Raw genomic sequence first — 24,310 nt, 5'->3', positions numbered from 1 at the left:
TATAAAAAAGATATACGAGTTCTTACTGTTTACGGATAAAAATGTTTCCGCTTATCGTTTTTAAGTGTAAATCACTTTGAGGATCCCCAAAGGTACCTGTTACTTTACTACCTACAATTCGATTTTTACCTTGATCAAAATTGAGGTCTTTATCAGAGTAAATCATCCCAGAGATGGTTTCTGCTTTTAGTTTTGATTTTGCAATATTGATATCGATATCTCCGCTAATGGTTTTAAGATCCATGGTCCCATTGTAATTTTTGATGTCGATATTTCCGCTTATAATGTCTACCTCGAGTTCTCCTCGATAATTTTCAGAAGCCACACTGCCAGAGATACTTTTTACAGTAAGCTTATAGCTTTTTGGAAGATACAAGGTGTAATTAGCATCTATATCCATATTGTTGCAAGGACCCCAGTTGTTTTTGGATTTTTTTCTTTTTTCCATTTATCAAATAGATCACCGTAGCTTGATTTGATATCCAAAACCGAAGAGGAATTGTTGATTTCCAGATCAAAATACTCATCAAATTCGCCACCGTTTATTTGTACTTCTGCTTTGAGGTATACTTGGTTTTTATCCCAGGTTTTGATATTAATATCGTCCGCAAATTTGAACTCTACTTTTACACGATCTGCTGAAGTATTGATCTCTTTTTCGATTACTTTTTGTGCGAATACTTGACCTACGAACAAGGATAGTATCGCTAGAGTTACTAGATTTTTCATGTTGTTTGTTGTTTTTGATTGAATAATGACCTCGTTTACTGTTTTCTGAGGTAAATGTTACCTGTTGATGATCTCAGGCTGATTTCTACACCTCCGCTATTTAATTGTGTTTTGATAGCTCTTTTCCCAGCAACGATTTTCATGTTTTCGTCGTCTGAAGGAAATTTGATATCAAAGTCGGTATAGATTTCTCCCATCGTGGTTTTTAACTCCAGGTTTGCCGGTGTGCTTGATGGTAGGCTTACATCGATAGCTCCTGTAGCCGAAACCAAAGATATTGGAGAGTTCTGACTTACTTTGGTAAAAATGATATTGATTTCTCCTGTAGCGGTTTTGGCTACGATAGGTCCGGTGACATCTCTAAATGTCATATTACCCACATTGGTCATCGCCTCTATTTCTGAAGAGAATCCTTTGACTTCTACATCACCCAGGTTGCTCTTCTCAATAGTGATGTTTACAGTTTTTGGTAGAAAAATTTGAAGAACCTCGCTATGCATACCTTTTAGGTTTCTTACCACTAGGGTTTCTCCTTCTTTTTGAACGTAGATTCCTAATCCGGTATTATCGCTACCTCCCGCATAAACGGCTTTTAAACCTCTTGCTTTTTCGGGCATCTCTCTTCCCTCGCCATTGATTTTTATTTCATTTTGATTATGAGCCTTTATCACTACTCCAGAAGGGGAACTGATCTTTACTTTTTTACTCCTTGAAGTGATTGATTAAAATCCTGAGCGGTTAGGCTACATGCAGTGATAAGTAATACTGCTATAAGTGCTATTTTTTTCATCTGTTCTTTTTTTGACTGTTTGACTGCTTTTAAATTAAACTTGGGAGACCTATTTTAACCTGATCTCTCACGTAATCTGGTGTTTCTTCTTTTTGAAGTAACATTTCCATAGAAGGGATTGCGCGCTTTTCTTCGATAGAAACTAATATTTGAATTAATTCGATTTGCATGCTTGGATCTTCTTCTGTTTCCAGAGCATGGATTAGTGCTTTACGTACCATTTCTGAATCTGCAAATTTTGCAAGTGCTTCTGCTGCAGCGAGACGCACATTGATATGATCATCGTATTGCATTTTGTTGATTAAAGCTTTTAGAATTTCATTTCCTGGTTTTTCAAACTCTTCAGCATAATTTACCGCCTGAAGCCTTTTACTAGCCGATTGATTTTCGATCATCGAAATGGTCATCGTTTGCTTTAATTCAATTTTTTCTTTTTCCAAAACCGCTACTTCTTGAGATAGGGTTTCATTGTTCTGAGATTTCCCAAAGAAATATGCTGTAAATACCATTGCTATAGTAGCTGCTATCTGCAATGCTGTTTTCCAATGCGAACTGGATGTAGTGTTCAATTTTACTACTTTGGGATCGCTAAAAGTTTCCTTTTCTTTTTGTAGCATTTCTTCAAAGTTCAATGCTAAACTAGCATCAGGTGTTTCTAAGGGTTCGCTATCAATCGCTCCAAATAACACTTTGAGTTCTTGTAGAGAAGCACTACAATCTTCACACTGTGCAATATGGGTTTCAACTTCTTTATGTACATCCTCGTCTAAATTATGATCTATATAATCGATCAGTAATTCTTCTATTTGTTTGCAATTCATAGCTTTATGCATTTTGGAGGTAATATCCTTTTAGTTTATGGATAGCTCGATGAACTTTGGTTTTTACGGTACCTTCAGTAGAACCAACGATTTTGGCTATTTCGTTATATTTTATTCCTTGATAACGGTTCATTATAACCAGTTCTCGATCACTATCGCTTAACTGATTTAATGCCTGATCGAGCTGCTGCTTGACTTCATTTTGCTCAATATGATCCGTTTCTTCACTCATGGTCTTATATTCAAAATCATCTAATCTTTTTGGTGATGATTTACTTTTTTGATAATGATCTGAAAACACATTTCGTGCTATGGTAAAAATCCAGGAAGAAAACTTTCCATTCTTATAAGAGGTTCGATATTTAATGGCTTTATAAAATACCTCTTGTGTAATATCCTGGCTAATTACCCGATCTCTTGTCATCTTCAACAAAAAATTAAAGACTTTGAGATGGTATCTATCAAATAGCATCCTCATCATGTCGAGGTCTCCTTGAGATACCTTAATCATTATTTCTTCGTCAGTTAGTTGTTTCAAGATGTTACTCTTTTTGATCGGTTTCTATTTGTAATACCTCCGTTTTTTAAAAAGGTTACACATAAGATAAAAAAAGATTCACTTTTTTTCTGAAAGGTCAAAAAATGTAAGATGATATAAAAGAAAATGCCCTTTTGTATTTCATTACAAAAGGGCACTGATACTTTAGTTACTTAAGAGAATTAAACTGATTTCACCTAAGTAGTGTTATGCTGTTTAAAATTTGCCAGAAGCGTATGCTTTTGCAAAGCAATTAACTCTGCATGTTTTTGGCTTCTATACTTAATGTAGCGTGAGGTACTAATTTTAATCGTTCAGGATTAATAAGTTTTCCTGTAACACGGCAAATACCATAGGTTTTGTTTTCTATACGTAACAATGCATTTTTAAGGTCACGTACAAATTTTTCTTGTCGTATTGCAAGTTGTGTATTTGCCTCTTTAGACATGGTCTCACTTCCTTCTTCAAAAGCCTTAAAGGTAGGAGAGGTGTCATCTGTACCATTATTTCCATCATTCTTATAAGCACTTCTCAACAATTCCAAATCCTTCTGTGCTTTCTCCATTTTCTCAACAATAATTTCTTTGAACATTGCCAAATCCTTATCGCTGTACCTTACTTTGATGTCTTCTGCCATACTCTTAATGTTTTTTTATTATCAATTGGGTTGCAATGTCATCAAACGCAATTTCCGTACCATTTATTACGTCGGTCGCAAACTCAATTGTCTCGGTTAAGGTTTCGTTTTTGATGTAAGCCTCGTTGGTTGTTATCGCTTCTTGAACCGCTTCATTCTCCTGAAATACGATTTCTATCTTATCAGTCACTTCAAAACCGCTATCCTTACGGATATTCTGGATTCTGTTAACAAGCTCCCTTGCAATTCCTTCTTTTTTAAGTTCAGGAGTGATTGTTACATCAAGAGCAACAGTTAAAGAACCAGAATTAGCAACCAACCAGCCCTCTATATCTTGAGAGCTTATGTCTACATCGTCTGTTCCTAATGTAATAATTTTATCATTAATTTCTATATCAAAACTGCCAGTTTGTTCAAGAATTTTGATTGTTTCCTGATCAAAAGAGCGTATCTCATTGGCAATCAATTTCATATCTTTTCCAAAACGAGGGCCTAAAGTTTTGAAATTTGGCTTGATTTGCTTCACTAAGATGCCTGAAGCGTCATCAATAAGCTCAATTTCTTTTACATTTACTTCACTTTTTATCAATCCGGCGATATCGTTTATCTCATTTCTTTCTGCATCATTCAATACCGGAATCATAATTCGTTGTAAGGGTTGACGTACTTTTATCTTTTCCTTTTGGCGTAACGATAAAGTCAAAGAAGATATAGCCTGTGCTTTTTGCATTTTATGCTCAAGCGCCTTATCAACATATGCTTCCTTATATTCTGGGAAATGTGCCAAGTGCACACTTTCATAACTTTCTTGTGCTGTGCCTGCGATCAGATCTTTATACAGTCTATCCATAAAAAATGGCGCAACAGGAGCTCCTAGCTTGGCTACGGTGATCATACAGGTATACAAAGTCTGGTAAGCGGAAATTTTATCTTGTTGATAATCTCCTTTCCAATATCTTCTTCGGCTCAAGCGAACAAACCAATTACTTAGGTTTTCCTGTACAAAATCTGATATAGCTCGAGTAGCTTTTGTAGGCTCGTAATCATTATAGTAAGCGTCTACATTTTTGATAAGCGTATGTAACTCACTCAAAATCCATCGATCTATCTCTGGTCGATCGGCTAGAGGGATATCAGCTTCAGCATAGGTGAAATTATCGATATTGGCATAAAGTGTAAAGAAAGAATAGGTATTGTATAAGGTTCCGAAGAATTTTCTACGTACTTCTGCGATTCCTTCGATATCAAATTTCAGATTATCCCATGGATTAGCATTGCTAATCATATACCATCTTGTGGCATCCGGTCCATAAGTTTTTAAGGTTTCGAATGGATCTACAGCATTTCCTAGACGCTTGGACATTTTTTGTCCGTTTTTATCCAGAACAAGCCCATTTGATACTACATTTTTGTAGGCAACATCATCAAATATCATTGTCGCTATAGCATGTAGTGTGTAGAACCATCCTCGGGTTTGATCCACTCCTTCTGCAATAAAATCTGCTTTTCGTTCTCCTTGCTCTACTTTTTCTTTGTTCTCAAAAGGATAGTGCCATTGTGCATATGGCATCGAGCCAGAATCAAACCATACGTCGATAAGATCACTTTCTCTTCTCATTGGTTTTCCTGATGGTGAAACCAAGGTAATTCTATCGATTACGTTTTTATGAAGGTCGATCTTGTCGTAGTTGGCTTCGCTCATATCCCCAATCACAAAATCAGGAAAAGCATCGGCTTCCAGTACACCAGCAGTTACGGCTTTCTCCATTTCGTTTTTAAGCTCCTCCACAGAACCTATGATCATTTCCTCTTTTCCGTCTTCTGTTCTCCAGATAGGTAATGGGATTCCCCAGAAACGTGAACGAGATAAATTCCAGTCATTAGCGTTTGCCAGCCAGTTTCCAAAACGCCCTTCTCCGGTTGCTTTTGGTTTCCAATTGATCCCTAAATTAAGTTCGTGCATACGATCTTTGAAGTCAGGAACTCTAATAAACCAAGAGTCTAACGGATAGTATAATATCGGTTTGTCGGTACGCCAACAGTTTGGATAACTGTGCAAGTACTTTTCAACTTTGAATGCTTTATTCTCTGTTTTAAGTTTGATAGCGATTTCTACGTCGATAGATTTTTCTGGTGCCTCACCGTCATCGTAATATTCATTCTTTACATACTTACCTCCAAATTCACCCACATGTTTTGTGAATCTACCTTGAAGATCAACCAAAGGAACCAGGTTGTTATTGTCATCTTCAACCAACATAGCCGGTACTTCTGGTTGAGCTTGTTTGGCTACAAAAGCATCATCAGCACCAAATGTTGGTGCAGTGTGTACAATACCAGTACCATCTTCTGTAGTTACAAAATCTCCTGTAATTACTCTGAATGCATTTTCAGGATTGTGATAAGGCTGTACAAAATCCAATAGTTGTTCATATCGAGCTTCGGCCAGATCAATTCCTTTAAATTCTTTTAGTATAAAGTAAGGTATCTTTTTGTCCTCTTGTTTGAAAGCGTTAACGTCTTCTTCATTTTCAGCTGCAACGAATTTGCCTCCAAATTGTTTACCAACCAGGTTTTTGGCCAAGATCACATTGATCGGCTCAAACGTATACTGATTGAATGTTTTTACAACTACATAATCTATTTTTGGACCAACCGTTAAGGCCGTATTTGAAGGAAGCGTCCATGGAGTTGTTGTCCAGGCCAGGAAATAAACATTTCCTTCGATATCTTTCAAGAAATCAGGAAGTGTCTCTTCTTTGGCTTTAAATTGTGCAGTAACCGTAGTGTCGGTTACATCTTGATAAGTCCCTGGTTGATTCAACTCATGAGAACTTAATCCCGTACCTGCTTTAGGAGAATACGGTTGGATGGTATATCCTTTATAAAGCAATCCTTTTTTATAGATCTGAGAAAGCAACCACCATACACTTTCCATGTATTTAGGCTTATAGGTGATATAAGGATCATCCATATCTACCCAATATCCTATTTTTTGAGTAAGATCATTCCATATATCCGTATATCGCATTACTGCCTTTTTACAGGCTTCATTATATTCTTCTACAGATATTTTGGTTCCGATATCTTCTTTGGTAATACCAAGTTCTTTTTCAACACCAAGTTCTACAGGTAGTCCATGTGTATCCCAACCAGCTTTTCGTTTTACCTGGTATCCTTTTTGTGTTTTATAACGACAAAAAATATCTTTAATAGCACGCGCCATTACGTGGTGTATACCAGGTAGACCATTGGCAGAAGGTGGACCTTCAAAAAATACATATGGTTCGGCTCCTTCACGCTCACTAATACTTTTATCAAAAATATTATTCTGTTGCCAGAAATCTAGTATTTGGTCAGCTATTTCAGGTAAGTCAAGTCCTTTATACTCAGGAAACTTAGTGCTCATTTTGTCGTTCTTTCTATTAAGTTTGCGAAAATAAGGATTTTCTGGAAATTCAAGACAGAAATCAGCTATGGAAATGCAATAAATACAGCGGTATTACTGATTTTTAACACTGCGGTAATCTTTTTTGCAAAAATCGTAGTTTTTATCGCTATGCTACCTCGAATCTTTTTGAGTATGTAAAAGCAGGATGATCTTTATCCTTAAATCCCTTCATACTTTTTATCCCAGAAGCAATTCACTTTATCTGGAAACATCTGTACCTAAAATTGGAACATGTGTTATACATCTTCTTCTGGCAAAGAATTTTCTTTGATCTATCACTTTTATAGTGGTACAAATACATGTTTTACACAGAAAGAATGCTAAAATATATATTAAGAATACAGGGGGCAATGCAGTTGAGCAAATATGAACAACGCATGCTCAAAGGCGGCTGGGCAGATGATGAAGGATGTTACCAACAAGGGGATTTATGTTGTGTGCCCACAGCATTTGGGAGAGAGGTTTGTCGGGTAGCGAAATGTAACCAAGGGATCGTATGTATAGGCTAGCATTCATGATAATATATAAAAGAGCAAAGTACTTTGACTGGAGACACAGTGCCCAAGTGTCTTTAAAAGTTTGGGCTTATTCTAGAAACTTTTAAAATTAAAAATCATGCTAAAAAACATTTTAAACGTAAACGGTGTAAAGCGATTAAACAAAGACGAACAAGAATCACTTAATGGAGGATTTGGACCTGGATTCTGCTACCTAAGAGATAGAAACACATGTTGTTGTTTCTTTGATGACGTCTATCCTAACGGTGATTTTATCTGTGCCAGAGGAGAATCTGATGGCTTTGGTAGATGTAGATACGTATAGGTCGTAAGATATTGTAATATTTTTGTACATATTACAAAATAATCATTGATAAAAACAGTTATTAAAGTAACCATAGGTTATTTAAGTGTGAAATTATCTATGATTTAGTGAGTATGAACCCTTGCAATGCCTGTTGCAAGGGTTTTTTTACAGGAGTTTAACGCTGTGATCAATACATATTGTAGTTTGATTTTACTAATTTTAAACCATGAATCAATATCTACATCTTGCACTTATACAAGCCCATCTTTCTTGGGAAAACCCAATTCAGAATCGAATGGCATTTGCTGAAAAAATCAGCACTATAGAGGATCATGTTGATCTTATTGTTTTACCCGAAATGTTTACCACAGGGTTTACAATGAATGCTGTCGATGTAGCAGAGTCTATGGATGGAGAAACGGTGAAATGGCTTCGGGAAATGGCAAAGCAAAAAAAATGTGCGATTGCAGGAAGTATCATTATTGTTGAGGATGATAGCTATTATAATCGCTTTGTTTTTGCATTTCCAGATGGAAAACTACAAGCGTATGACAAGCATCAATTATTTACTCTGGCAAAAGAGGATGAGGTGTTTACCGCAGGGTCAGAAGAAATAATTATTTCATATAAAGGCTGGAAAATCAAACCACAAATTTGCTATGATCTTCGGTTTCCGGTGTGGGCTAGAAATACCAGTGATTATGATCTTTTGCTGTACGTAGCCAGTTGGCCAAAACCGAGAATCAATGCTTGGGATGCGTTACTAAAAGCAAGAGCTATAGAAAATATGTGTTATTGTGCGGGAGTAAACCGAGTGGGGCTAGATGGAAAAGGTTACGAATATAATGGACACACTGCAGTGTACGATGTATTAGGCCATTCGATGCTCAAAGAAAATCCTATTGAAAAGGAAAGTATTTTATACGCTAATCTGGATAAAGTACACATCGAAACGACCAGAAAAAAACTTCCTTTTCTTGAAGATGCAGATCGATTCCGGATTATTCAAGAATAAAGGTCTGTTTGATCTCCCAGTTGGCTCTTACTTCGATCACTTCAGGAAAATGACTTACCCGTTCTGGCTGTAATCCTTTCAGGAAATTTCCTGGATCCCATTTCCCGTTGGCATTGTTGTCAAAAATAACTCGAATCAAAAATTTGGCTGGATCGAGATAGTTAAAGACTAATGTTTTGGGGTCTACAGCAGTTTTTTCCACAACCACATCTCCTTTTTCATTAGTTAGCTGCACCAAAACCGGATATTGATCCACATTTTCTAAGGTCAAGAAAATAGTACCGTAATCTGTTATTTTTTTGGTTCTGAAGGTAAAACTAAGCGAATCGTTTGCATTACCAACAAAATCGGTTATGGCCTCTGGGAGCATTTCCAGAGTGTACGTATTATTTTCTGATTTTTCAAAAATCAGTTTGGCCTCGTTAAGTGCTTTATCTAACCCAATTGAAAAGGGAATATCTATAGTGTCCTTATCGGTAAGCGATATCAATTCTTGATTGATACTTTCCATAGGAGTATTAGCATACAGCATAAAGTTCTTATCTGGTTTTAGAGAAGTGCCAGAAGAAGAGAGTTGCAATGAGTCTTTATATTGATCTTTAAATCTTGGGATTAGTGTGTCTTTATAATTTGTGTTGGTAACTTCAAATACTAATGAGTCTACTTCGAAAAATGGCTTAAACCAATAATGTAAAGAGTCTTTTTCTCTGTCGGGGATAATACGAGTCTGCAAAGAATCCGGAGCCTCACTTAGCAATTTGATCTTCATACTATCTAATTCTCCTTCATAAGGAAAAACAAATTCATTTTTAGATATCTGTTTAGGGAGCAACGCTTTGAAGTCTAGAACCTCTTTAAAAACGCTTATGTTGAATACTTTGGCAGTGTCCTCTGGTAAAGAAATGGTCTCTTCATAGAACCCTATTTTGTCTTGTTTGGGTTCGTATAAGTAATTACCTGCATTGTCTTTTAGAGCAATCAGTTTAAATTTCCCTTCTTTCAAATTAAAGAAATTAAAAGAAACGCTATCCAAAGTGTTGGTTACATATCTCGGAACGGTTTTGTATACACTAGAATCTGTATAGGTACTGTCAATTTCGTAAAGCGCAACCGTAACGTTGGATTCTACATCCTTTTTTATGGCATCTTTAATGGTTCCCTTTACTGATAAAGAATCCAAAAAGTCTCCTGTAGAAAAAACATATCTAAAAAAAGGAAGTGTATTTCCTTCGTTATTGTCTTCTATACTCTCTCCAAAATTGATGCTGTAAGTTGTATTTTGTAACAAAGTGTCCAGGAACTTAATCTTAACAAACTTACTAGCACCACCCAATGGACTAATTGTGGGTTTGGGATCCATAGGAGGTGATATGATGATCTGTTTTTGTGCGTCCTTTAATTTGATGTACTCATCAAAATAGATTCGGATTTCAGAATCTTTAAAGTTGGTAGAAAAATTAGGAGGAAATGCCTTTACAAAGACTGGTGGAGTTTCGTCTTTCTCACCACCATTTATTGTGCCCTTTTTTGCACAACCCAAGATTAGGATAAATAGCGACACAAGGGCCAATAACCAATTTAATCTTTTATTCATTTCTCCAACATTGATTTTAAGACACAAAGAAACAACTATCTTGAAAAACAAAAAAACTATTCTGTTATTGCCATACAAGCCACACTTATTTTGATTCCTGGTATGGATTTCAATGCTTGTGCACATGCTTCTATGGTCGCCCCGGTAGTAATAATATCATCTACCAACAAAATATGTTTGTTTTCTAGTAAAGACGGATTTTGTACCTCAAATGTTTCAGCAGCATTTTTCCATCTGGACTGTTTTTTCCGCTTCGATTGTTTAGAATTGTAAGAATTTTTTTCAAAACAAAATCGATGTAATCGGCATTTAATTTTTTGGAAATTTCAATTCCAAACTTAGCCACTTGGTTATACCCTCTTTCTTTGAGTCTTTTAGGGTGTAAGGGTACAGGGACAACTGCATTAATATTCTGAAAACCAGATATTTCTGATAAATTTTGGCCAAGCCATTTGCCAAGCTCTTCTCCTACTTTTTGCTGCCCTCTATACTTTAAATTATGTATCAGGTTTTGAACCAAACTGTCCTTATGGAATAGGAATAAAGAGGCGGTATTTTCTACTTTGACTCTTCCATAAAATACTTTTTCAATTTTTTTTGCGTTTACGTTATGGAAATCTCCCAAAGGAAGCTCATGTCGGCAAGAAGTACAGAGTGTCCTTTCGTTTTTGTGTAAAGTGCTGTTACAAGCTGCACAATGTACAGGAAAGAATAAATAGACTAAGTCTCTTAGCATTTTATAGGGCGATTACCATTTATTATTATATTTTAGCTATAGAAATAACCATCAAAAATTAGAAATTAATTATGACAACTCAAAACAATAACTTAACCCTTAAAATTCTTATCGGTGTTCTTGGTGCTTTATTGCTAATTCTGGGGATATTTACGTATAAGTTTTACAACGAGGAGAAGCAAAATCAAGCGATTTTGCAACAGGAAAAGGATCTTATTGAAAGCGAATTAGGAGAATTAATTACAAAGTACGATAATGCTATTGCACTTAATGAAGTGATGGATGACCATTTATTAAAAGCCAAAGAGCGTATCGTTGTATTGTTGGACAGTGTAAAGGATAACGAAGCGAATCTGGCATTGATTTCAAAATACAGAAGAGAGGTAAGTAAACTTAAAAAGGAGCGTGATAGATTATTTAAGCTTGCTGATAGTTTAACTACTGCCAATGCACAATTAGGGAAAGACTTAGACAGTACATCGGTAGCCTTGAACAAGAGAATTATCTTCTCAGACTCGCTACAAATGCAAAATGATAAGTTGGCGGATATCGTAGAAAGAGGTTCTGCATTAACTGCTGCTAATATCAAGGCAGAAGGAGTACGTGTTCGTAATAGTGGTAAAATTTCTACTACTTCAAAAGCTAGTAGAGCAGAGAAAGTAAGAGTATGTTTCACACTTTCTCCAAATAAGTTAACTGAAAAAGGAGATAAAGAACTTTTTGTTCAAGTAGTAAATCCTGAAAATAATCTAATCGGAGATAAAGTATCAGTTAATTTTGATGACGGAGTACTAACTTACAGTGGTCGTAACAAAATCTTCTATGAGAATGATGCATTAGATGTATGTATTCTTGTAGACGCCGCAGAAGGAGAGTTAGTAAAAGGAAATTACGTAGTAAACTTGTTCTCTGGACCTAGATTAATATCTAATACACAATTTGAATTGAAATAATTTTTCAAAATCATATACATCACCGCCATATTGAGATTCATATGGCGGTTTTTTTATGCATTTTTTAGAAATTTTTGGGAGATCCCATTAAACTCAATAAATTCGTTTTCAATTCATACAAATTCAACTATTTTTGCGCAATGGCAAAGCAAGAAGATAAATTTAAGAAGGTAATAGCCCATGCCAAGGAGTATGGGTATATTTTTGGTTCTAGTGAAATCTATGACGGATTAAGTGCGGTATATGATTATGGACAGAATGGAGCAGAGCTGAAAAAAACATCAGAGAATATTGGTGGAAAAGTATGGTATATATGCATCAGAATATTGTAGGTCTTGATGCGGCTATATTTATGCACCCAACTACTTGGAAAGCTTCTGGACATGTGGATGCTTTTAATGATCCACTCATCGATAATAAAGATTCAAAAAAACGCTATCGTGCTGATGTTTTGGTAGAGGATTTCAGAGAAAAAATCAATCAGAAAATTGAAAAAGACATTACCAAAGCCAAAAAACGTTTTGGGGATGCTTTTAATGAAGATGAGTTTAGAAGCACAAATCCTAATGTGCTTCGTCGTCAAAAAGAAATGGATAAAATTACCGCTGAGCTCACTAGAGTTCAGGAGGAAAATGATCTTGTTGGCTTTAAACAGTTAATCGAAGATTTAGGAATAGGTTGTCCCGAAAGTGGATCCAAAAATTGGACCGAGGTGAGACAGTTTAATCTCATGTTTGGAACCAAACTAGGAGCTTCTGCAGAAAGTGCTACAGATCTTTACCTTAGGCCAGAGACGGCACAAGGGATATTTGTGAACTTCCTTAATGTTCAGAAAACCGGAAGAATGAAAATTCCTTTTGGGATTGCACAAACCGGTAAGGCGTTCAGAAATGAAATCGTGGCACGACAGTTTATCTTCAGAATGCGGGAGTTTGAACAAATGGAAATGCAATTCTTTGTTCGACCAGGAGAAGAGATGAAATGGTATGAATACTGGAAAGAAACCAGACTGAAATGGCATTTGTCTCTTGGATTAGGAGAAGAAAATTATCGTTTTCATGATCACGACAAGTTAGCCCATTATGCTAATGCTGCAGCGGATATAGAGTTTAACTTCCCGTTTGGATTTAAGGAACTGGAAGGAATCCATTCCCGAACCGATTTCGACCTTAAAGCACATGAAGAATATTCTGGTAAAAAATTACAGTTTTTTGATCCAGAATTGCAGGAAAGCTATGTGCCATATGTAGTAGAAACATCTGTTGGGTTGGATAGAATGTTCCTGGCAGTATTCTCTTCGGCTTTACAAGAAGAAAGTTTAGAAGATGGATCAAGTCGTGTGGTTTTAAAACTTCCTGCTGTAGTGGCACCAGTAAAAGCGGCTATCTTACCATTGGTAAAAAAGGACGGTTTACCCGAAGTAGCGCATAAAATAGTAGAAGATTTAAAATGGAAATTTAATGTGATCTACGACGAGAAAGATGCGATTGGTAGGCGTTATAGAAGACAAGATGCCAACGGTACTCCTCTATGTATTACCATAGATCATGATACCTTGAATGATCAGACCGTAACCATTCGTGATCGAGATACTATGGAGCAAAAAAGAGTAGCTATTGCTGATCTTAAAACCATTATTTCTGAAAAAACTGATGCAGAGTATTGGTTAAAATAATATATCGAATCAAACGTTTTTATAATAAAGCTGTCTAATATTCACCAAGGACAGCTTTATTTGTTTTTAGATGATATTGGTAATTAGGTTTTAGGCTTTGAAGTTAGTATGGTTTTTGAATGATATTTTAGAAATACCATTTGTTCATTATCATATATAGAAGTTAAATTGTATTTTAGCCGCAACCTAAAGAGTTAAGACACTCATAAAACGTTAGTTAGTATGCTATTAAAAAAAATTGCTTGTGTTGCTTTTCTGTTTGTTGTAGCCATTGGGTTTTCTCAAAAAAAGGAAACTGCTAATGCTACATTTTTTGGTGAGGCAGCCTCTATGATAGAAGTTGGTCCTTTGTCAGGAAAGAAACTGATCCCCGAAACGCCAAGAACAGGAGAAGTGAATCCCAAAAGAATGGGGGCAAATCAAATTGTTCCTGGAAAAGGAAGACCAAGAAATGGTAAAGATCCACTTCTTTTTAAGCAAAAAAGTATGCAAAGTACAAGGGCAGGAAAAGCCCCTTCATTGACTTTTGAAGCTACTTCGACTAGTCGTTCTCCTTCTGACCCTACGGGAGCAATAGGACCGAATCATTATGTAAGTGCAAGAAACTCTTCTTTTGCTATTCATGACCGATCAGGAAATGTGCTGGTACCCTCTACATCTTTGGCTACCATTTTCCCTGGAGAAACATTGGGAGATCCCATTGTGTTTTATGATAGTTTTGCTGATCGTTTTGTGATTACTCAATTTGATGGAGATCCGCAAAATGATAGTGATCCTCAAAATGGATTTTTGGTAGCGGTAAGTCAAGGGCCTGATCCTGTCAATGATGGATGGTTTACGTACCGTTTCTTTACAGGAACTTTTCCAGATTATACCAAGTTTTCTATTTGGTCAGATGGATATTATATCACAGCTAATAAAGATCAAGGAGCTCAGGATACTAGCGAAGTAGTATATGTGATCGAAAGAGACCGAATGTTAGAAGGTCGTGATGATGCTAGAATAGTGGGATTCCCTCTTCCTGGAGCCAGAGATTTTGGATTTTATAGCCCGGCATCCTTTAATGCCATTGGAACTGAGTTACCACCAGAAGGAGGTGCAAGAGTTATTTTCTTTCAGGATGATGAGTGGGCAGGAGTAACTGAAGATGAGCTCAAGTTATGGGAGATCAATGTAAACTGGGTGGATCCAGCACAATCAACCATAGCAGAAGCTGAAGAACTTACCGTTAGTAGCGGAGCTATTTCAGCTTTCGATACTACTTTTGATGGAGGATCATTTAGTAACCTACCACAACCGGGAACAGGAAGTCAGGACATAGATGTATTGCAGGGAGCGGTAATGTATGCAACCAACTATAGAAGATTTTGTGACTATAATTCGGTAGTACTAAATTTTGCAGTCGATATTGATGACCGCGCAAACCTAGATGATGTTGCTGGAATCAGATGGTACGAATTACGTCAAAATGGAGATGGACAACCTTGGACTGTTTTTCAGGAAGGAACCTATACTTCACCAGATGGGAAAAGTGCATGGTGTGCGAGTATGGCAATGGATATTTTTGGAAATATCGGAATGGGGTATACCACCATGGGTACTACAGGAGCAGGAGCGACAGCAGATAGCTTTGTGTCTATTCGATATACAGGAAGATTGGCAACAGATCCTCCGGGAACAATGACCATTGCTGAGCAAGATATTGCTATAGGAACCGATATACAAAGAAACGGAGGAAATCGTTATGGAGATTATGCGCAGATTACTGTGGATCCTGTGGATGATAGAACGTTTTGGCATATTGGTGAATATTTTGAAGCTACAGGTGATAACTCAAGAAATGTCGTTGGAGTATTTACTGTAGCTAATGATGTAGCCAATGATGTTGGTGTCGTTCGTGTAGATGCACCAAATGATGCTACTTTTACAGGTTTAGAAACGATTACTGTATCGATCAAAAACTTTGGGACAACCGCTCAAAGTGATATTCCGGTAGTATACTCAGTAAATGGAGGAGCAGATCAAACAGAATTGTTTGCAGGTCCATTAGCACCAGGAGAAACGGCATCTTTTTCTTTTGCTACACAAGCCGACTTTTCTACTGGAGATGAGTTTTTTATTAATGCAGAAACCAATCTTGCAGGAGATAGTTTTCCTGATAATGACTGTGCTACCAAAAGCGTAGAAAATTTACTAGCCAACGATGTTGGAGTCTCTAGTTTGAATGCTCCTGCAGCTACAGGACAATTTACGGCGACCGAACAAGTGACGATTACGATATCTAATTTTGGAGGAACACCTCAATCTAATATTCCGGTGTTTTATACATTCAACGGAGGTGCAGCAGTAAACGAAGTATTTACGGGTACTATAGCTCCACAAGAATCGGCGCAATATACTTTTACCGCTACGGTAGATCTACAGCAGTTTGATACCTACACTTTTGAGTTAGGAACAGCACTTACTACAGATCAACAAACCACAAATGATGTGATTAACAGAACTGTAGTGCACCAACTTTGTGCGCCAACTGCCAATTGTAGTCAATTTGGAGACGGGATTACCTCTTTTGTACTGTCGAATGTGACCAACTCTCCTATCGCTTGTAATACAGGATATGAAGATTTTACGGCAGACTTTACAATACAACTTAGTCGATCAGTAAGTACCTATACCGTTTCAGTACAATCTGGATTTGGAGATCCGGATGGAGCAGAACGTTGTTCGATATGGATAGATTTTAACGACAATAATATATTTGAAGATAGTGAGTTAATCCTGAGCAATGGATTCATAACTGCTGCAAATACAAATATCGAATTTGATATCGCTATTGCCGAGGATGCTCCTTTAGGAAGACATTTGTTTAGAATACGAGCTGGAGATGTAAATGTAAACAATGGTGCGGATCTTAATGATGCTTGTGGGTCAATGCAATTTGGTAGTACACATGATTACATTGCCGAAATTATCGAAGGAGATGTGACTAATCCAAACCCGGATCCATCAGCAAATACAAATCTTATTGTGGTAACACAACCAGATAATCAATTTTTGATTAGCAAAGTAGATGCAAACGCTCCTGAGGAGTTAAGGATATATATCTTTAGTATTACAGGACAAGTAGTGGCTTCAAACTTGGTAAAGAGAGATGTTAATAACAGATTCGAATATACGTTAGACATGTCTTTTGCAAGATCTGGTGTATACTTTGCAAGATTTGGAGATAGTAAAAGCAGCAGCGATGTCGCTGGATTTGTGGTAAGGTAAGGGTATGCTACCCTTATTCTTCCCGTTTGCTAATTTCTTTGATAGATACTGGCCTTGCATTGTCGCAACGGCTGTTCATTCGTAGACTGGCAAATTTTACCCATACTTTTTCAGGGATATCGCTTTTAAAAAACTGCTCAATATTTATAGGATCAAGGTTGTCTTTATATTCTTCAACATTTAGAATATAAGCACAACCTTGTGTTTTACTTACTTGTAGGGTTCCCTTACTAAATCCTTTTTCTTTCATTTCAGTAGCACTTATTTTTTGAGTTGGGGCCGAGGTTTCGGCGGTATCTTTTGCGGCAACACCTTTTGCAGGACCACAGTTAAAAACGCTAAGTAGTAATAAGAAACTGGCTAATTTGAGTGTGTTTATCATGATTTGTGGATGTTTTCTATATAAAGATCCTAAAAAAATCCCAGAATTACTGTATGACATAAAAGATTACTTGCAACGGTACAAAGTTTAAGAGGTATTTAGAATATTGAAATAAACTAAGTTTTATTTTTACAAAAATTTAAATCGTAGTTCATGAAAATCATCTCTTATAATGTAAATGGGATTCGAGCAGCCATCAATAAAGGATTTATTGATTGGCTTACTCAAGCGGATCCAGATGTAATCTGCTTACAAGAAATTAAAGCCAATAAAGAGCAATTAGATTTATCCATATTTGCTGATGCCGGGTATGGCTATAATTATTGGTATAGTGCTCAAAAAAAAGGCTATAGTGGAGTAGCTATTTTGTCTAAAACCGAACCCGATCATGTTGAATACGGTACTGGGATAGATTACATGGATTTTGAAGGTCGTAATTTGAGAGCAGATTTTAATGGAGTATCGGTAATGAGTTTGTATTTGCCAAGTGGAACCAATATGGATCGTTTGGAACACAAGCTAAAATATATGGCAGATTTTCAGACCTATATCAACGAATTAAAAAGCACATATCCTAATTTGGTGATTCTTGGAGATTATAATATTTGTCATGAAGCCATCGATATTCACGATCCAGTGCGTAATAAAAATGTATCTGGTTTTTTACCAGTAGAAAGAGAATGGATTGGAAGCTTTATGGAGAGCGGATTTATCGATTCTTTCAGGCATTTTAATAAAGAGCCTCATAATTACTCCTGGTGGAGCTACAGGGCCAATGCAAGAGCCAATAACAAAGGATGGCGTTTGGATTACGGAATGGTAGCACAACCTTTACAAGATAAACTAAAAAGAGCCGTTATATTATCAGAGGCAAAACATAGTGATCACTGCCCTATCGTAGTAGAATTAGAAGTGTAAAAAAACAATAATATGATCAAAAGAATTGGATGCGTACTAATAGTCGGAACAGTAATGTCTTCTTGCGTTTCTTCAAAAGTGTATAAGGATTTAGAAAGCAAATATGCTGATTTGAAAAGAGCAAATCGAAGGATGCAAGATGAGTTTTCTGCCTTAGAACAATCAAATAAGGCTAATGAGAAAGCTTTGGCACAATTGGATGAGCAATATCAAAAAACGCTTGCCGAAAAAGAAGCCTTACAAGCGAAATACGATGCTGCTTTGGCTAATTATGAGAACCTAAAAAACTCGTACGATGCGCTCGAGAAAAACAGCTCTGCTGCCATTGCTGCCAATAGCAAACGCAATCGAGAATTGTTAGCTCAATTGGAGGACAAAGAACGAGCATTGGCGCAAGAACGTACACGATTGGATCAATTGCAACGTGATCTGGATGCCAGATCGCAACGCATTGATGAGTTAGAAGGATTAATTGCTGCCAAAGACGCCAAGATGCAATCGCTTAAAGATGCCATATCCAAAGCATTGCGCAATTTTGAAGGGAAAGGATTAACCGTAGAGGAACGTAATGGCAAGGTGTACATTTCTATGGAGAATAAATTGTTGTTTGAATCCGGTAGCTGGGCCGTAGGTGGTCAAGGAAGAAAAGCGGTAAAGCAATTAGGAAATGTATTGGGAGAGAACCAGGATATAGCTGTACTGATCGAGGGGCATACCGATAATGTGCCTTATGCGGGTAATAGCCAGTTATCGGGTAATTGGGATTTGTCGACCAAGCGCGCTACTGCCATTGTAAATATCCTGTTAGAGAATAACGAGATCGATCCGCAAAATCTTACTGCTGCGGGTAGAGGAGAGTTTGCTCCTGTGGCTAGTAACGAGAGTAGTGAGGGTAAAAGCAGAAACCGAAGAATTGAGGTGATTTTGACCCCTAAATTGGATGAGATTACCAAGTTGCTCAACGATATCTAGTAGTGCAGTAAAGGCATAAAAAAAGCGACCTTAATTAGGTCGCTTTTTTTATAGAATAATATCTTTTATAAAGTATTAAGAATATCGTCGATTGCCTTCGTGTTATCAACGTCTATACTTTGTTTTACTTTAGTTAAAACGTTTTGGAATTTTTCGATTACTTTTTCCGTTTGTCCTTTATTTAAAGGGATTTTTCTTCCGGTAGAAGTAAGAAGAATGAAGTCGTAAAACTCAACAGGAACCGAAGTATCTCTTTTTCTCTGGAAAGAGGTTGTACCATTTTCTTTTACAATGGAAATAACATTATCGTGTGCGATTACCTTATCAGTTCTTTTACCAATTTCGGTCGCTAAACTATACAAATCTGTATATTGGGCATTACTCTCGGCCCAGTCCTGTCCAGAATTGTCTGTAGCTTGAGCCTGAACTGATAATCCTGCGCATAGCACAAATGCAAGTAGAAATAATTTTTTCATAATGTTTGGGTGTTAAAAAATGTATTTAGTTTTAAAGTTAACTCCGCTTGTAGCAAACGGAATAATTTATTTTTTATTGTTAAAATAACCTTAAAAACAGGGTTAAATTACTCAATTTATTTCACAAAAACCAAAAAGTGTGCCACGGATTTAGGAAACCAAAATAAAATACTTAATTATGCATATATTGTAACAGCATATTGTGTTTATATACAAGCTTAAAGATACCGAAGGCAAACAACAAAAGGATGTTGCCAAACGTTTATTATACCCAAAATCAATTTAAAACTACAGCACCATGAAGAGGCTACCTATTTTTATACTAGTACTGCTATCCGTGATCAAGGGAGTGAGCCAGGAAAGCGAAGAGTACTATGAAGAAGAGTATCAAAACGAAGACGAATACCCGAATGAAGAAGAGGTGCCACAGGAAGAAGAGGTAAAAGTCAACTACATAGACATCTATGATTATTTTAGCTTTACTAATGACGAGTATAACAACGCCTTGGATAAGGTGAATGATCTGGATCCGGCGGATCAAAATGTTTTTTATGCATTTGTATTAGAAGTCCAAAAAGATAAAGTATTAAAAGATCGCTTATTTGGCGAGTTGGCCGTTAAACCCAAAAAAAGAAACTTTATAAGGGTAAAGACAGTCCTGGATTTATGTGTGTACTACGAGGTCTTTTGGAAAATAAAACCGTATATGACGAGGTCATTAAAGACGGAGGGTCTGAAGGTCAAGCCAGAAATGTTGCCGCCCTTGCCGAAAGAACTGTGAGGAGAAAATGCGGGATTACCAAAAAAGCGAATAACCAGGAGTAGTACATATTGTTTTTATGGGGTAAAAAGAAGCCGTAACACAGGGTTAACTACATAATTATTAGGCGGTTTGGATTATTATGTTATCTTTAACAGTAACTAAATCTATAAAATTCTACCCTATTATGTTTATTATCTTCGGAACCCGAGGAATAAAACACACTGTCAATGACAGTCCTGTTTTATCCAATTCTTGTCCAAATTGTAACGATGGAAACCTTGTACATAAATTATATCGCAGATGGTTTACCTTGTTTTTTATTCCTGTAATTCCACTAGATGTAGTGGATCGCTTTTATCAATGTGACCGTTGCAAAAGTGCATATAATGAAAACATCAAAACCGTTTTACAACAATCAAAACAAGAGATTGATGAAAATCAAAAACGCGCAAAGCAAATTTTTGCAAAAGCTCTGGTGGCTTCTATGACTCATATGTCGATCATCGATGGAGATTTTGCTAAAGAAGAAGAGCGCGAAATTATGGATGCGATTGAAGGTTTTGCAGAAATGAGAGAAGAACTCATGGCGATACATGAAGATGTGAAAGTGAATGCGAACAAGGATAATAAAGTTTTTAATTATTTGAATGAAGCTAGAAATGCCTTGTCTTCTGAAGCGTTGATCAATGTATTAGCACAGGCTGCTGTGGTCTTATTGGCCGATAGTTCTATTGAAGAGGAAGAAGAAACGCTGATGAAAGAGTACTTGATCGCATGTGGATTGCCTAAAGAAATGTATCAAACACTAATTGATAAATTAAAACAAAAAGACATATCCAAGCTCAAAGAAGGGCAGTTGAACTAGTACTTTTAAAAATATTTGAATGAAAACAGCCGGATTAATCCGGCTGTTTTCATTCAAATATTCTCATTATTCAAAAATAATTACCTTTGTGGTGTACGTAAAGGTACTCGTTCTTTGAATATCCATACTCCATAGTTTTTGAATTGAAGTTTAATTTAAAAATGAAAAATGATGAATTGGAAAATTCAAAAACTATTGAATGGAGAGACTATTGTCTCTAAAGAACCCGGTAATTCGATGTTACCTATTCTAAAATCAAAACAACCCGTAGTGTTAGCTCCTGTTAATTGGGAGGATTGTGATACCGGTGATATTGTGTTTTGTAAAGTGAGAGGTAACTGTTTTACGCATTTGGTAAAAGGAAAAAATGCGAAACGAGGATTACTAATCGGTAATAACCGAGGTCATCTTAACGGATGGACCAAAAAAGTATATGGTAAGGTAGTAGAAATATTACCAATGTCATAGATGTAGCGCTTTAGGCGCTTTTTTTGTTTGTATAAGTTACTTCAACTATAAAGTCTTTAAGACAAAATGACAACACGTAACCGAGGAAAAGAAGCTAGTGACGACCGCTTGTTCGGAAGCTCTTTAATGCTTGAAAAACTAAAAGAGGCAGCAGAGGATATGTGTTATTTACGCTCGAGAGGGTTTGCCGAAAAGTCTTCGATACAATTGGTAGGGAATAGATATCGACTCAATGCCAGACAACAAAAAGCATTACGCGGTATCAGTGCAAGTAAACAACAAATCTCATTGCGAAAAGAACGAGCGTTACTTCCTGAAGAACTTAAAGGAATGACCGTTGCTATAGATGGTTTTAATCTGTTGATCACTCTAGAAAGTGCGTTGTCTGAGGCGTATATTTTTAAAGGGCTTGATGGGTATTACAGGGATATTTCTGGAGTTCATGGTACTTACAAAAGAGTGCAAAAGACACAACAGGTGCTTCAAATGGTAGCAGATGCCCTTCAAGAATTAGGCGTGCTGTCGGTATATTGGTATTTTGATGCTCCGGTATCCAATAGCGGCCGACTTAAAACACATCTTAGAGAAATGGCCGAGCAACAAGATTTGCCATGGCATATCGACTTGGTCAATGATCCAGACAAAGTTTTGGCAGATTCTTTGGAGGTAGTAGTGAGTTCTGACGCCTGGATATTAGATAGAGCAGAAAGTAATTTTAATTTGGTGGAGTATCTTCTCGAAAATAAAATCGCCAAAAAATGTATTGTAGAGGTTTCTTGATCACTTCCCCCAACGAACGATAGCATTCCCTCATTTTGGATTTCACAATAACACGTTTTGATCTACTTTTAGGATATAAATAAGAAATATAATTAGTGTTTAGGTTGGTTAGTTGGTGCAAATAGATACAACTCTGGGGGTATAGTTGTGTCTGTTTGAGCAAAAAAAAGAGCTTCATATCGAAGCTCTTTTTCAGGTTAAAAGAGGGGGTATAGTCAGTCATCATCCCTCTTTGCTCGGGTCAAACCACTCTCCCCTGGCATTTGAATACACAATTTTGGTTGGGTTATTCATGCTTATAATTAATCTAAAATTTTGGTTGGTATCTATAATATATTTTGGTTAATGTCTCCTCCTGATCAAATAGATCAGAAAAAGTTTTTGTTTCCATAATTAAGTGTAGAAACAACTATTCCATTACCGTGTTTATTTTGTAAATATTTACATGTCAAGTGGTTAAGTTAATTTTGGATTTTTGCTGACTTTCAAAATATGTAGAGAATTCAGAATTATTGTGGAATTATTGCACAGATTTAAGCCTTGCAACTGTTATTTATTATGATAATTTTTGGAATAGTTTAGCGCAAGAGTTTCTACTTTTGACGACATTAATCAATCAAAATACGAGTGTTTTAAGAATGAAGTACACTACTTTACCCAATACAGATATTAAAGTAAGTAAGATATGCCTAGGTAGTATGACCTGGGGAGAACAGAATACAGAGGAAGAAGGTCATCAACAGTTGAACTACGCAGTAGAGCAAGGTGTTAATTTTATAGATACTGCAGAGTTATATTCAGTTCCTGCCAAAAAAGAAACTCAAGGAAGTACCGAACGAATTATAGGAACCTGGTTGAAGAAAACCGGTAAAAGAAATGAGGTAGTTATTGCTTCAAAAATTACGGGTCCAGCAGAGTTTAGTAAGCATATTAGAAGTGGCGGTTTTACTAAAAGTGAAATTGAAGATGCAATCCACAAAAGTCTGGAGCGATTGCAAACAGATTATATCGATCTGTATCAATTGCATTGGCCAGAAAGACAGACTAACTTTTTTGGTAAACTAGGATATACTCATGATGAAAATGAGACTTGGACTGATAATTTTGCTGAGATATTAGGTCATTTGGACGGTTTTATCAAAGAAGGTAAAATTAGACAAATAGGGATATCTAATGAGACAGCATACGGGGCAATGCGTTATGCCGAAGAGGCAAAGAAAGGAATGCCAAAAATGATTACCATTCAAAACCCGTATAATTTACTGAATAGAAAAGACGAAATTGGGTTGACAGAAGTTTTGCATAGAGAACGTATGGGACACCTTCCCTATTCTCCTCTTGGTTTTGGAATGCTTACCGGTAAATACCTGGAAGAAATCCCAAAAAACTCAAGAGTAGATCTGTTCCCGAACTATAATAGATATATGAATGAGAATAGTTATAAGGCTACTCGAGCATATAACGAAATTGCGAAAAAACACAATGTTAGTCTGACTCAGATAGCGTTAGCTTTTGTGAATGAACGACCTTTTGTAACGAGTAATATTATTGGGGCAACAAGTCTTACGCAACTCAAAGAGAACATAGGTAGTATTGACCTTACCTTGTCTGAAGAGATTTTAAAAGAAATAGAAGAGGTGCACAATAGTATTCCTAATCCTGCACCATAGAGC

The 24,310-nt window shown here is 36.6% G+C and carries 25 protein-coding genes; 14 read left to right on the top strand and 11 right to left on the bottom strand.

Annotated elements, in window-relative coordinates:
• Positions 1 to 22 precede the first annotated feature (22 nt).
• The 7 genes from AC0L3Q_RS24265 to ileS form a co-directional block, all read right to left on the bottom strand.
• Complete coding sequence (locus AC0L3Q_RS24265; protein WP_473283716.1) at positions 23 to 448, bottom strand: DUF4097 family beta strand repeat-containing protein; 426 nt, start codon at positions 446 to 448, stop codon at positions 23 to 25.
• On the bottom strand, positions 391 to 729 hold the full coding sequence (locus AC0L3Q_RS24260; protein ID WP_473283715.1) for a hypothetical protein: 339 nt from the start codon (positions 727 to 729) through the stop codon (positions 391 to 393). Before AC0L3Q_RS24260 ends, AC0L3Q_RS24265 begins: the two co-directional genes overlap by 58 nt.
• Positions 730 to 764: 35 nt before the next feature.
• On the bottom strand, positions 765 to 1,400 hold the full coding sequence (locus AC0L3Q_RS24255; protein WP_473283713.1) for a DUF4097 family beta strand repeat-containing protein: 636 nt from the start codon (positions 1,398 to 1,400) through the stop codon (positions 765 to 767).
• Between the two features lie 148 nt (positions 1,401 to 1,548).
• Positions 1,549 to 2,340, bottom strand: a complete 792-nt coding sequence (locus tag AC0L3Q_RS24250; RefSeq protein ID WP_473283712.1) for an anti-sigma factor — start codon at positions 2,338 to 2,340, stop codon at positions 1,549 to 1,551.
• 4 nt (positions 2,341 to 2,344) lie between these two features.
• The gene (locus tag AC0L3Q_RS24245; protein ID WP_473283710.1) at positions 2,345 to 2,878 is read right to left on the bottom strand and encodes an RNA polymerase sigma factor; all 534 of its coding nucleotides are present in this window, start codon (positions 2,876 to 2,878) and stop codon (positions 2,345 to 2,347) included.
• 253 nt (positions 2,879 to 3,131) lie between these two features.
• The gene (locus tag AC0L3Q_RS24240; RefSeq protein ID WP_473283708.1) at positions 3,132 to 3,515 is read right to left on the bottom strand and encodes a TraR/DksA family transcriptional regulator; all 384 of its coding nucleotides are present in this window, start codon (positions 3,513 to 3,515) and stop codon (positions 3,132 to 3,134) included.
• A gap of 4 nt (positions 3,516 to 3,519) precedes the next feature.
• On the bottom strand, positions 3,520 to 6,924 hold the full coding sequence (gene ileS, locus AC0L3Q_RS24235; protein WP_473283707.1) for an isoleucine--tRNA ligase: 3,405 nt from the start codon (positions 6,922 to 6,924) through the stop codon (positions 3,520 to 3,522).
• Between the two features lie 341 nt (positions 6,925 to 7,265).
• Here ileS and AC0L3Q_RS24230 point away from each other — a divergent pair, with 341 nt between their 5' ends.
• The 3 genes from AC0L3Q_RS24230 (at position 7,266) to AC0L3Q_RS24220 (ending at position 8,785) form a co-directional block, all read left to right on the top strand.
• Entirely contained in the window at positions 7,266 to 7,475 is a 210-nt protein-coding gene (locus AC0L3Q_RS24230; RefSeq protein WP_473283703.1) for a hypothetical protein, read from the top strand.
• Positions 7,476 to 7,581: 106 nt separating this feature from the next.
• A complete protein-coding gene (locus tag AC0L3Q_RS24225) occupies positions 7,582 to 7,788 on the top strand; it encodes a hypothetical protein (RefSeq protein ID WP_473283700.1) in 207 nt (68 codons plus the stop codon).
• 208 nt (positions 7,789 to 7,996) lie between these two features.
• Positions 7,997 to 8,785 carry an amidohydrolase gene (locus AC0L3Q_RS24220; protein ID WP_473283697.1) on the top strand — a complete coding sequence of 263 codons (789 nt, stop codon included), beginning with the start codon at positions 7,997 to 7,999 and terminating at the stop codon, positions 8,783 to 8,785.
• Here AC0L3Q_RS24220 and AC0L3Q_RS24215 read toward each other — a convergent pair.
• Positions 8,772 to 10,379 carry an Ig-like domain-containing domain gene (locus tag AC0L3Q_RS24215; protein ID WP_473283695.1) on the bottom strand — a complete coding sequence of 536 codons (1,608 nt, stop codon included), beginning with the start codon at positions 10,377 to 10,379 and terminating at the stop codon, positions 8,772 to 8,774. The genes AC0L3Q_RS24220 and AC0L3Q_RS24215 overlap by 14 nt on opposite strands.
• 56 nt (positions 10,380 to 10,435) lie before the next feature.
• Positions 10,436 to 10,693 (bottom strand): ComF family protein, encoded by a 258-nt coding sequence (locus AC0L3Q_RS24210; RefSeq protein WP_473287010.1) that lies wholly within the window; start codon positions 10,691 to 10,693, stop codon positions 10,436 to 10,438.
• A gap of 493 nt (positions 10,694 to 11,186) precedes the next feature.
• Between AC0L3Q_RS24210 and AC0L3Q_RS24205 the strand changes: the two genes are divergently transcribed.
• The 4 genes from AC0L3Q_RS24205 (at position 11,187) to AC0L3Q_RS24190 (ending at position 17,013) form a co-directional block, all read left to right on the top strand.
• Complete coding sequence (locus tag AC0L3Q_RS24205) at positions 11,187 to 12,068, top strand: hypothetical protein (protein ID WP_473283692.1); 882 nt, start codon at positions 11,187 to 11,189, stop codon at positions 12,066 to 12,068.
• Positions 12,069 to 12,208: 140 nt separating this feature from the next.
• A complete protein-coding gene (locus AC0L3Q_RS24200; RefSeq protein WP_473283690.1) occupies positions 12,209 to 12,400 on the top strand; it encodes a hypothetical protein in 192 nt (63 codons plus the stop codon).
• On the top strand, positions 12,382 to 13,743 hold the full coding sequence (locus AC0L3Q_RS24195; RefSeq protein ID WP_473283687.1) for a glycine--tRNA ligase: 1,362 nt from the start codon (positions 12,382 to 12,384) through the stop codon (positions 13,741 to 13,743). The genes AC0L3Q_RS24200 and AC0L3Q_RS24195 overlap by 19 nt, the downstream gene beginning before the upstream one ends.
• A gap of 222 nt (positions 13,744 to 13,965) precedes the next feature.
• Positions 13,966 to 17,013, top strand: a complete 3,048-nt coding sequence (locus AC0L3Q_RS24190) for a GEVED domain-containing protein (protein WP_473283685.1) — start codon at positions 13,966 to 13,968, stop codon at positions 17,011 to 17,013.
• A 13-nt stretch (positions 17,014 to 17,026) separates the two neighbouring features.
• Here the strand turns inward: AC0L3Q_RS24190 and AC0L3Q_RS24185 are convergent, their stop codons facing one another.
• Positions 17,027 to 17,395: a hypothetical protein gene (locus AC0L3Q_RS24185; protein ID WP_473283682.1), complete on the bottom strand. Its 369-nt coding sequence runs from the start codon at positions 17,393 to 17,395 to the stop codon at positions 17,027 to 17,029.
• Between the two features lie 153 nt (positions 17,396 to 17,548).
• Here AC0L3Q_RS24185 and AC0L3Q_RS24180 point away from each other — a divergent pair, with 153 nt between their 5' ends.
• Positions 17,549 to 18,313 carry an exodeoxyribonuclease III gene (locus AC0L3Q_RS24180; RefSeq protein ID WP_473283679.1) on the top strand — a complete coding sequence of 255 codons (765 nt, stop codon included), beginning with the start codon at positions 17,549 to 17,551 and terminating at the stop codon, positions 18,311 to 18,313.
• Positions 18,314 to 18,325: 12 nt separating this feature from the next.
• On the top strand, positions 18,326 to 19,285 hold the full coding sequence (locus tag AC0L3Q_RS24175) for an OmpA/MotB family protein (protein ID WP_473283677.1): 960 nt from the start codon (positions 18,326 to 18,328) through the stop codon (positions 19,283 to 19,285).
• Between the two features lie 65 nt (positions 19,286 to 19,350).
• On the opposite strand, the gene AC0L3Q_RS24170 is transcribed toward AC0L3Q_RS24175, so the two are convergent.
• Complete coding sequence (locus tag AC0L3Q_RS24170; RefSeq protein WP_473283674.1) at positions 19,351 to 19,761, bottom strand: lysozyme inhibitor LprI family protein; 411 nt, start codon at positions 19,759 to 19,761, stop codon at positions 19,351 to 19,353.
• Positions 19,762 to 20,059: 298 nt separating this feature from the next.
• On the opposite strand from AC0L3Q_RS24170, the gene AC0L3Q_RS24165 reads away from it, so the two are divergent.
• The 5 genes from AC0L3Q_RS24165 (at position 20,060) to AC0L3Q_RS24145 (ending at position 24,307) form a co-directional block, all read left to right on the top strand.
• The gene (locus AC0L3Q_RS24165; protein ID WP_473283671.1) at positions 20,060 to 20,542 is read left to right on the top strand and encodes a hypothetical protein; all 483 of its coding nucleotides are present in this window, start codon (positions 20,060 to 20,062) and stop codon (positions 20,540 to 20,542) included.
• A gap of 166 nt (positions 20,543 to 20,708) precedes the next feature.
• Complete coding sequence (locus tag AC0L3Q_RS24160; RefSeq protein WP_473283668.1) at positions 20,709 to 21,389, top strand: TerB family tellurite resistance protein; 681 nt, start codon at positions 20,709 to 20,711, stop codon at positions 21,387 to 21,389.
• Between the two features lie 168 nt (positions 21,390 to 21,557).
• Positions 21,558 to 21,857 (top strand): hypothetical protein, encoded by a 300-nt coding sequence (locus AC0L3Q_RS24155; RefSeq protein WP_473283666.1) that lies wholly within the window; start codon positions 21,558 to 21,560, stop codon positions 21,855 to 21,857.
• Positions 21,858 to 21,923: 66 nt separating this feature from the next.
• Positions 21,924 to 22,637 (top strand): DUF434 domain-containing protein, encoded by a 714-nt coding sequence (locus tag AC0L3Q_RS24150; RefSeq protein WP_473283663.1) that lies wholly within the window; start codon positions 21,924 to 21,926, stop codon positions 22,635 to 22,637.
• A gap of 638 nt (positions 22,638 to 23,275) precedes the next feature.
• On the top strand, positions 23,276 to 24,307 hold the full coding sequence (locus tag AC0L3Q_RS24145; protein WP_473283661.1) for an aldo/keto reductase: 1,032 nt from the start codon (positions 23,276 to 23,278) through the stop codon (positions 24,305 to 24,307).
• The last annotated feature ends 3 nt before the right edge of the window (positions 24,308 to 24,310 follow it).

Source organism: Aquimarina sp. KJ22-3 (genome assembly GCF_055808215.1).
Note: the sequence above shows the minus strand (reverse complement) of the source record. Positions and strands in the feature narration are given on the sequence as shown.